7 protein-coding genes and 1 rRNA gene are annotated in these 10,068 nt (G+C 42.7%); 4 read left to right on the forward strand and 4 right to left on the reverse strand.

Annotation, left to right across the window (positions count from 1 at the left end; all coding sequences use genetic code 11):
- The first annotated feature begins 20 nt into the window (after positions 1 to 20).
- Positions 21 to 137 (forward strand): 5S ribosomal RNA (gene rrf / locus VB077_RS15580).
- 268 nt (positions 138 to 405) lie between these two features.
- Here rrf and tnpC read toward each other — a convergent pair.
- From tnpC to tnpA, 3 genes are all read right to left on the reverse strand, one after another.
- A complete protein-coding gene (gene tnpC / locus VB077_RS15585) occupies positions 406 to 2,016 on the reverse strand; it encodes an IS66 family transposase (protein ID WP_323416179.1) in 1,611 nt (536 codons plus the stop codon).
- A gap of 99 nt (positions 2,017 to 2,115) precedes the next feature.
- The gene (gene tnpB, locus VB077_RS15590) at positions 2,116 to 2,478 is read right to left on the reverse strand and encodes an IS66 family insertion sequence element accessory protein TnpB (protein ID WP_323416180.1); all 363 of its coding nucleotides are present in this window, start codon (positions 2,476 to 2,478) and stop codon (positions 2,116 to 2,118) included.
- Positions 2,472 to 2,783, reverse strand: a complete 312-nt coding sequence (tnpA, locus tag VB077_RS15595) for an IS66 family insertion sequence element accessory protein TnpA (protein WP_323416181.1) — start codon at positions 2,781 to 2,783, stop codon at positions 2,472 to 2,474. Before tnpA ends, tnpB begins: the two co-directional genes overlap by 7 nt.
- 681 nt (positions 2,784 to 3,464) lie before the next feature.
- Between tnpA and VB077_RS15600 the strand changes: the two genes are divergently transcribed.
- The 3 genes from VB077_RS15600 to VB077_RS15610 all read left to right on the forward strand — a co-directional run bounded on the left by VB077_RS15600 (position 3,465) and on the right by VB077_RS15610 (position 6,228).
- Complete coding sequence (locus VB077_RS15600; RefSeq protein WP_323416182.1) at positions 3,465 to 4,418, forward strand: GNAT family N-acetyltransferase; 954 nt, start codon at positions 3,465 to 3,467, stop codon at positions 4,416 to 4,418.
- A gap of 80 nt (positions 4,419 to 4,498) precedes the next feature.
- Positions 4,499 to 5,779: a glycoside hydrolase family 18 protein gene (locus tag VB077_RS15605; RefSeq protein ID WP_323416183.1), complete on the forward strand. Its 1,281-nt coding sequence runs from the start codon at positions 4,499 to 4,501 to the stop codon at positions 5,777 to 5,779.
- A gap of 131 nt (positions 5,780 to 5,910) precedes the next feature.
- Positions 5,911 to 6,228, forward strand: a complete 318-nt coding sequence (locus VB077_RS15610; protein ID WP_323416184.1) for a TusE/DsrC/DsvC family sulfur relay protein — start codon at positions 5,911 to 5,913, stop codon at positions 6,226 to 6,228.
- A 111-nt stretch (positions 6,229 to 6,339) separates the two neighbouring features.
- Here VB077_RS15610 and carB read toward each other — a convergent pair whose 3' ends face one another.
- Complete coding sequence (carB, locus tag VB077_RS15615; RefSeq protein ID WP_323416185.1) at positions 6,340 to 9,570, reverse strand: carbamoyl-phosphate synthase large subunit; 3,231 nt, start codon at positions 9,568 to 9,570, stop codon at positions 6,340 to 6,342.
- Positions 9,571 to 10,068: the final 498 nt, after the last annotated feature.

Here is a 10,068-nt window from a genome sequence, read left to right on the forward strand (position 1 = left end):
CTCTCAGAATTTAATCAAGATCTGGTGATAATGCCGGAGGGGTTCCACCCGTTCCCATCTCGAACACGGAAGTTAAGACCTCCAGGGCCGATGATACTTGGACTGCAGAGTCCTGGGAAAGTAGGTCATCGCCAGGTAAGAACGAAGGGATCGTCTGTTGAAGACGGTCTCTTTGCTTTTTGCTGCGCAAAAACTTAGATGTGCAAGCAGATCTGGGGTAAGCGCTCAATAAAAGGTAAGCGCTCAATAAAAGGGTGCATGTTAAACATTCATAACATACGACATAATATTTCCATTAGATCTAGATCTTAGAACATAATGGGGGGTTTATCGTTTGTTAGCAAAATAAAACCCAGTTACAACCTAGGTAACCGAGTTTAAACGCTGCCTTGTATTTAATTTGCATCACAATCGACAATAGTCCGGAAGTTCAGGGGACCAAGGCATTAAATTCTCGAGAAGTGATGGCTCATTCTTAAAGTTTAGACTCGGCATTTTTTGAAAGATATGTACGAGATACATGTAGGGATTAATTCTATTGGCTTTCGCTGATTCCACAATACTATAGACGATTGCGCTGGATTGAGCTCCCTTTTTCGTATCGGCGAATAACCAGGCCTTTCTTCCGTTCACAAATGGCCTAAGTGAGTTCTCGGCTCGATTATTAGATAACTCAATGCGGCCATCCTTTAAAAACTCACACAACGATTCTCTTTGATTCACCGAATAGGTTATAGCTTCTCCCAGTTTTGAGCCATGAAGTGGGTTAACCGTTTCAAGCCATGCGAAGTAAGCCTCAAGCACTGGGCGGGACAGTTCTTGACGCTGGATTTTACGTTCATCTGCATTGAGTTTTTCTAAGTCTGCCTCAATAGCAAATAACCGATTGCAATATTCAAATCCGACAGCGGCCGTGGAGCCTTCCCGGGTTCCCTTCTTGGGCATCGCCTCCTCATACCGACGGCGTAAATGGGCCCAGCATCCGCATCGGGTGACACCCGGTACCTTATTATACCCGCTGTAGCCATCCGTTTGGAGCATTCCGTGAAACCCTTCCAAGAAACGTCTCGCATGCTCACCTGACCGAGTAGGCTGATACTCAAACAGTACCACGGGCGGATTTCCGGTATTACCGGAACAGTAGACCCACATCCTGGATTCTGAGGTAGGGGTCTTTCCTTCCTCTTTAAGCACCTGAATCACCGTCTCATCCGCTGAGATCACGGCTTCTTTTAAGAGGTAGGACTTCATGGTCTCCCATAGCGGCAACAGCCAATCGGTTGCCGCCCGTATGACCCAGTTGGCTAACGTAGCTCGGGAGAGCATTACCCCCTGAAAGGACCAGTCTTTTTCCTGCCGATTCAAGGGCATGCCATTGACATATTTTTGATACATGACATGGGCCACCGTCGATGCCGAGGCAAGACTTCTTTTAATCACTGGAGCCGGAGTAGGAGCTTTTACAATCGTTGCAACTCCCGTGTCCTTTTCACAACATTTGCAGACATAGCTTTGCCGTTTGTAGCGGAGGACCCGTATTTGTGCGGGTATGATTTCTAATTCTTCACGTACAGTTTCTATGCCCAGTACCCGAAGTTCGCTGCCACATTTCCCGCAAACTTGCTCTTCCTCGTCTAGTTCACAAAGAATCTCCACGACAGGAAGGTCTGCTGCCAGTTCTTCCTTCGTTCGTTTCGCTTTTCGAGTATGTCCGGCTACCGATACCTTCTCGGGTTCCGGAGCATTTCGATTGGCCTCGGCTTCTGCTTCGTTGAACAGCGAAAGCTGGTTGCGATCTTCACCTAGCACATACCTGCTTTTCTCACTCGATTGGCCATACAAGGCCTTTTGGAAATTAGCCAGCATAGTCATCAGCTTATCGATACGAACCTTCTGATTTTCGACGGTTTGAGTTTGTATCTCAAGCTGGGTGGACTGTTCTTTGATCTGCGATTCGAGCGTTGTAATATATGTAATTATCTCAGGGGAAAGCCCCGCTAAATCAATCTTACTCATAGGAACATTTTACCATAAAAACGTCAGAAATACCACTATATTCTTGATAATTTAGCAAATATTTCAGTTTATCTTCCGTTTTCTCTTGGTTAGTTCTCTTTAGCAAAAATCTCTTGCTTTTATCTCTTCAAATCCCTTTGGCGGATCGATGGAAAGTCCATTCATGAGGAGTTCAAGTTGATTGAGGCTTATATTCCTGACGTCATTAGGGTCATTAGGCCATTTAAAACGGGCACCCTCTCCGTCTAATCTTTTGTAGTATAGGATGAAACCATTTTTGTCCCAACATAGTCCCTTGAGTCGGTTGCGCCGGCGGTTGCAAAATAGAAACAAGTAATTTCCGAAGACATCCATCTTAAACTGTTGCTTAATGATTATCCCTAGGCCATCCACCGAGTGACGCAGATCAGTCGTTCCGCAAGCCAGGTAAATTCCATCATAACTGGAGATGTCTTTTAACATACAGCATCAACTACTTTTAGGACTTCTGCCAGTATTGTCGGGCTAAATCCGGCTTCAACAGTGATGATCCACTTACCACAAATTAGCTTAACTTCTGCTTTTTCTTTCTCCTGAGTCTTAGTCACTGGGGTTACTTCAGCCCACTGCATTAATTTTGCGGGAGCCACTCGATCTTCTTTATTTATTTTGGACGCCCAGTCAATATAACTACGGTACTTAATTTCTTTAGCCTCACACCATTGCTTTGCGGTTAAATTACTTCTACGACATTCTTCAACCAGTGCTCTTTTCTCCAGGTTGGTCATAACAATACCTCCTTTTCCGTATTTCATGGAGATATTGTCTCATATAACTGGGGTGTTGACGATGCACCTTAAGATTAAGCGCTTACGATCTGGGGTCGGTTCCACCCGTTCGATCCTGCGCCGATAAGAAATCCTATGGAGCGTGCGGCTTGGCCGAAAGGGTATACCATACCCTTTCGTATCTCGAACACGGAAGTTAAGACCCCCAGGGCCGATACGAAAACCATCCAGTGAATGGTTTTCGGGGCATTGCCAAGGCTATAGATGTATTCTAAGAGGCACTGCCCTACTTGGACTGCAGAGTCCTGGGAAAGTAGTATCCCCACGGCAGGAGTGTTCGTCAGAGGAGGCCGTGGGGCGAAAGGCTCATCCGCCTTTCGTATCGCCAGGTAAGAAAGAAGGGGTCGTCTGTTGAAGACGGTCTTTTTGCATTTACGGGGTGAAAACTTATTGCAAATCTATTTCTCATTCTCAGGGGACGCTGTATGATAGCGAACCTTTGTTATAGTTTTTATAAACAAAAATTATGTCCACCACAATAGACTTTTCGTTACTGTATTATTTAAGTTTAGATGCTACAATAAGGCTAATTTTGTTTAGGTGTGATTAATAACTGTAGCGTTAGGGAGAAATAGATTTGTCATTAAAGTAAGGGCTTGTGATGACCAAGAGCCGAGAGGAGTGTTTAAAATTAATAAACCATTGAATCCGATGATTAAATTAAGGAAAAACCTAGAGAGGTTGAGCTATACCCATATCAGTAATCTGCAAAAAATCTGCTTGGAACATGATGGAACAGTACTGAAGTTGGAACTTGATTATAAGCTGGGTCGGGCAGAGGGAAAATCCGGAGCTCTAAAGGCTATTAATGAATTCATGTATTATGACGATGATACCCTGGTTGGTTATATAGGAATCTGTGATTTTGGAGGAGACCAAATCGAAGTTAATGGAATGGTCCATCCGGAATATCGAAGGAAAGGGATCTTTAAGAGCTTGTTCTCCTTAGTAAAAGATGAATGGAGTAAGAGAAAGGCTGAAGGTATGCTCTTATTAAGTGATCGCGACTCCTTTGCTGGTCAGGAATTTATTAAGGGTATACCTGGTTCTGCATATAATCATACAGAATATGAGATGTTTATAAAAAACAAGCCTAGGCAGGAATTGAATATGAGTGAAGTGGTACTAAGAAAAGCGACCAATTGTGATGCCAGAGAGATTGCGAGGCAGAATGCCATCTACTTTGGCGAGGAGTTCAAGGAAGAGGGCATGCTCATACCAGAGGAAGAGGAGAAATGTGGCATGATTATCTATTTGGCCGAGGTTCGGAACAACGTCATCGGAAAGGTTCATTTGGATGTTAGTGCCAGTGTTGGAGGCATTTATGGATTGGGGGTACTCCCAGAGTGCCGTGGAAAAGGATATGGAAGAGGTATTCTTACTCAAGCCATACAACAGCTGATAAAGAAAAACTTTAAGGGCATAATGCTGCAAGTAAATGTTAAAAACGAAAATGCCTTAAATCTTTATCGCTCTTGTGGCTTTGAGGTCACTTCAACCATGGATTATTACGAGTTGAAAAAGGATGGATTTTATAGAGCTATATTTAGTAGCCCATCGGGGATGATTTTGTAATTATGTAATTTATATTGGCACAAGAATTTTCCAAACCCATAAAATAATGGGAAGGTATATCGAGTGGGGGCGGACTAAGTATGCAAATCCATGTGGTGAAATCTGGTGATACCTTATGGAACTTAAGCAGAATCTATAAAGTTTCAACTCAGGCTATAATTGAAGCAAATGGCCTTACAGATCCTAATTATCTAGTTCGGGGGCAAGCCTTGGTTATTCCCGTTACAGGTCAATATCACATCGTAAAATCGGGGGAAACTCTTTACAAAATTGCGCAACAATATGGAATTTCCATTCAGACCCTTGTCCAAATGAATAATATTAAAAATCCGAATAATATTCCATTAGGGTTTCGTTTAATTCTCCCAACAAAATCAAAACCTTCTATCTATACAGGCTCATATATCGATCCCAAAATGACAGGAACCCGATCAGCAAAACTTGTAGAGAAAGTTGGGAAAGATTTAACTTACCTTAACCTCTTTAGTTATCAAGTTCAACGGGATGGAGATTTAACATCATTAGACGATGGTTCCATCTTGAACGCAGCACGGCAAAATAAAGTAGCACCGCTTTTAGTATTAACAAACCTTGAAAACGGTCAGTTTAAAACCGATCTTGCGACCATACTTTTTACTAACGAGCAATTACAGGATCGAGTTCTTGATCAAGCGCTTGAGATTATGCAATTAAAAGGCTATCGTGGACTTGATGTTGATTTTGAATACTTAGGCGCTGAAAACCGTGAACTTTATGTACGTTTTCTTGAAAAAGCGGCTCGGAGGATCAAACCCCTTGGATATTCACTTTCTGTTGCCGTCGCACCTAAAATCAGTGGAGAACAAAGCGGAGTTCTCTATGAGGGCCATGATTATCAGGGAATAGGAAAAATTGTAGATTTTATGTTCATCATGACCTACGAATGGGGTTGGTCCGGGGGAAAACCAATGGCTGTAGCCCCGCTTAACCAAGTTCGTCGGGTTATAAGCTATGCAGTCTCTGTTGTTCCCAGAGAAAAGATAATGATGGGTATCCCGCTTTACGGCTATGATTGGACCTTACCGTATACGCCGGGGAAATGGGCTAAATCTATAAGTCCACAACGTGCTTTAGAACTAGCCCAAACTTATAATGTTAGTATTCAGTATGACACTGGGGTTCAAGCACCTTGGTTTCGCTATCATGATGAAAAAGGAAATGAACATGAAGTCTGGTTCGAAGATGCCCGGAGCATTGCTGAGAAATTTAATCTTGTTAAGGAATTCAAACTTCGAGGATTTTACTATTGGGTTTTAGGACATGAATTTCCACAAAATTGGCTACTTATTGAAGATAATTTCGTTGTAAAGAAGATTGTGTAATTAAGATCAATAACTAAAATGAATAACGATATTATATTCCTTTATAATACTTGCAAAAGGCAAAAGTACATTCTACAATTTATTTAATAAATATCGAATTATGTATAAACAAGTGTTAAAGGAGAATTAAAATGGAGGAAATCGTTGTAGACGGAATTTCTTACGAATTAGACAAGGACGGCTTTCTTGACGAGACTTCTGATTGGAATGAGAATATTGCTATAGCATTAGCTAAGAAGGAAGGAGTGGGGGAGCTTACTGAAGAACATTGGAAAGTCATAAGATATCTTCGCTCATATTATGATGAATTCGGTATTTCTCCAATACCCCGTAAGTTTTACAAAGAAACAGGATATAGTAAAAAATCGATTATAGAGCTTTTCCCGGCGGGGCTTCAAAATGGTGCATTTAAAATTTCGGGACTTGCAAATCCTACCGGGTGTATTTAAAATAGATTTTCTAAAATAAAAAGCCCTCCTGGTTCTCATTTTCTTTTTCAGGTTTAATCTGCTTGATTTCCTGAGAAAATGATAGAACCGGAGGGCTTTTTTAGCTGGCTTCTAGTCTGCCTTGGTTATTTTAGCGTGATATTCCTGCAGTGAATTCAAGGGAGATTCTTTGAATTCATTTTTTGTATAAGCAGCAATCCCTTTAGCACTGGCTAAAGCTGCAGACATGGTGGTGATGTATGGAATACTATATTTTATTGCAGTTTTACGGATGTAAGAGTCATCCTCTTTACTGCGTTTTCCGGAAGGCGTATTGATAACAAGGTTGATCTCATGATTCATGATACCATCAACAATATTAGGTCGGCCTTGTGATATTTTTTTTATCTCTTCGGATTGAATCCCATTACTTTGCAGGTAGCTATGGGTTCCTACCGTGGCTTTAATCTTAAAACCCAATTGTACAAAGATACGGGCCGTTTCCAGAGCAGCCGGTTTATCTTGATCAGTTACGCTCATTAAAACGGTTCCAGAAGTGGGGAGGGAAGGCTGAGCAGCGTCTTGAGCCTTAAAGTAGGCGAGCTCAAAGGAATCAGCGATGCCCAAAACTTCTCCGGTTGAGCGCATTTCCGGGCCGAGCACGGGATCGACCTCGGGAAACATATTGAAGGGGAAAACGGCTTCTTTGACACCATAGTGTGTAAGTTTTTGAGCAACAAAATCCGTAACAGGGGATGGGTTGCCGGTTTCCTTAGCCATCATGATTTCGGTTGCGATTCGGGCCATTGAAACGTTACAGACCTTTGAGACAAGGGGAACTGTCCGTGAAGCACGAGGATTAGCTTCCAGCACGTAAACGCGGTCATCGGCAATGGCATACTGCATATTCATCAATCCTACGACATTGAGCGCTTTAGCAATCTTTTGGGTATATTCCACAATAGTCTCAAGGTGCTTAGCAGGAATACTGATCGGTGGAATTACACAGGCGGAATCTCCGGAGTGAATACCGGCTAATTCGATGTGCTCCATGACGGTTGGAACGAAAGCATTTGTCCCATCTGCGAGAGCGTCAGCTTCGGCTTCGGTAGCGTTTGTCAGGAAGCGATCGATCAGGATCGGCCGATCAGCAGTGACACCGATTGCCGAAGCCATATACTGCCGAAGCATGGTTTCATCGTGGACAACCTCCATCCCCCGACCGCCTAAGACATAGGAAGGCCGAACCATTAAGGGATAGCCGATGCGGTTGGCAATAGCCAGGGCTTCTTCAATATTTATAGCCATGTCGGATTCCGGCATGGGAATATCGAGTTGTTCCATGATTTTGCGGAACTGGTCACGGTCTTCGGCGAGATCGATCGTTTCGGGTGTCGTACCGAGAATTTTTACTCCGGTTTGAGCCAGTTCAGCGGCGATATTCAAGGGTGTTTGACCGCCGAATTGAACAATAACTCCGAGCGGTTTTTCTTTTTCGTAGATGCTTAAGACATCTTCAACGGTGAGCGGTTCAAAGTACAGTTTATCAGAGGTATCATAGTCAGTTGAAACTGTTTCAGGGTTACAGTTGACAATAACAGTCTCATAGCCTAGATCACGGAGTGCTAAAGCAGCATGGACACAACAATAGTCAAACTCAATTCCCTGTCCGATGCGATTGGGGCCGCCTCCAAGAATCATGACTTTGGTACGTTCGCTGGATGGTGTTTGATCAGGAGCATTATAGGTTGAGAAGTAGTATGAAGCGTTTTCAACACCACTCACAGGCACAGCCTCCCACCCCTCGACGATACCCAAAGCAGTACGGTGTTCACGAATTTCGTTTTCTGGCACATTTAAAAGCTTGGCCAAATAACGGTCGGCAAAGCCGTCTTTTTTCACTCGGACCAATAATTCATCAGGCAGTATTTTGTTTTTGTACCGGAGGACTTCTTCTTCAAGGGTAACAAGCTCTTTCATTTGCTGAATAAACCAGTGCTTAATATGGGTTAACTCGTGAAGCTGCTCGATATCAGCACCCTTGCGTAAGGCTTCATACATGATAAACTGACGTTCACTTGAGGGTTCGGCAAGGAGTGCGAGTAATTCGTCCAAGGAGTGTTGATTGAAATCTTTGGCAAAGCCTAACCCGTAGCGGTTGATTTCGAGGGAGCGAATGGCTTTTTGGAGGGCTTCTTTATAATTTTTACCGATGCTCATGACTTCACCGACAGCACGCATCTGTGTACCCAATTTATCCTCGGCACCTGGGAATTTCTCAAATGCCCAACGGGCAAATTTTATAACAACATAATCGCCGCTTGGGGTATATTTATCGAGGGTGCCTTCCTTCCAATACGGAAGTTCATCAAGGGTTAAGCCGGTTGCAAGCATTGCGGATATTAAAGCGATAGGCAGACCTGTTGCCTTTGAAGCTAAGGCAGAAGAACGGGAAGTCCGGGGATTAATTTCGATAATAACGACACGGTCAGTTATTGGATCATGGGCAAATTGCACATTGGTACCGCCTACAACTTCAATAGCTTCGACAACAGAATAGGCGTATTTTTGTAGTCGCTGCTGAAGCTCTTCACTAATTGTCAGCATCGGCGCAGAGCAGAAAGAATCACCGGTGTGGACCCCTACTGCATCAATGTTTTCAATAAAACAAACCGTAATCATCTGATTTTTGGAGTCGCGTATGACTTCCAGTTCGAGTTCTTCCCAGCCGAGAATAGATTCTTCAACAAGGATTTGTCCGACCATGCTGGCGGCTATTCCACGATTGGCGATGATTCTTAATTCCTCTAGATTGTAGACCAAGCCGCCGCCGGTTCCTCCCATCGTGAAAGCCGGGCGAATAACCACCGGATAACCAAGTTTTTGGGCAATCTGCTCGGCCTCTTCAACACTATAGGCTGCTTCACTGCGAGGCATCTCAATTCCTAATTGGTTCATTGTCTTTTTGAAAGCAATGCGGTCTTCGCCTCGTTCAATGGCATCGACTTGGACGCCAATAACCTGGACACCATATTGTTCTAAAATGCCTTCCTTATATAATTCAGAACATAAGTTTAGAGCGGATTGACCGCCGAGATTCGGGAGGAGAGCATCCGGATGTTCTTTAGCAATGATGGCGGTAAGGCTTTTGACATTAAGGGGTTCGATATAGGTCGCATCGGCCATTTCCGGATCTGTCATAATTGTTGCAGGATTAGAATTAACGAGGACGACTTCATATCCTAATTTTCTCAAAGCTTTACATGCCTGTGTTCCGGAATAATCGAATTCGCAGGCCTGCCCAATTTTTATAGGGCCGGAACCAATAATCAATATTTTGTGGATATCATTTCGTACTGGCATAGTGTACCTCCTTATTTATGCATAAACTTTAGTACTGACGGATAATTATACACGCGAGGGTTAACTAAATAACATTGCCTCACCTGCTTATATTAGTTTACACGATTATAAAAGGCTGGTCAATGTTCAAGAATAAATATGCATAAACAATGAACGCAGCTATAATCGTTCAATTCAAATTTTTGGCTTCTATCCCCTATTATTAAGTTTTAACTCATCAGTTTAACAGTTTTTAAAGGAAATTCTTCAACAATATCGAATGTTTCGTTAATATCGAATGTGTAGACAGTTAAAGTGAAAAGTTAGGTTTGTTTAGTATATTGAGTAAAGGATGGGTTTTCTTGTCCGCGAATAATAATAATTTAAGTTTCGCACCCAATAAAATGGCTTAGATTTGACCTTAAAAAGTAAAAATAATAGTTAAAATCCGCATGAACACTAGGTTTTTGGTATAATTAAGTGTCCAACCAAATCAACCAAAAACGAGGTGTTATCATG

Origin of the sequence: Desulfitobacterium sp. (assembly GCF_034927245.1) — a bacterium.
Taxonomy (GTDB): domain Bacteria; phylum Bacillota; class Desulfitobacteriia; order Desulfitobacteriales; family Desulfitobacteriaceae; genus Desulfitobacterium_A.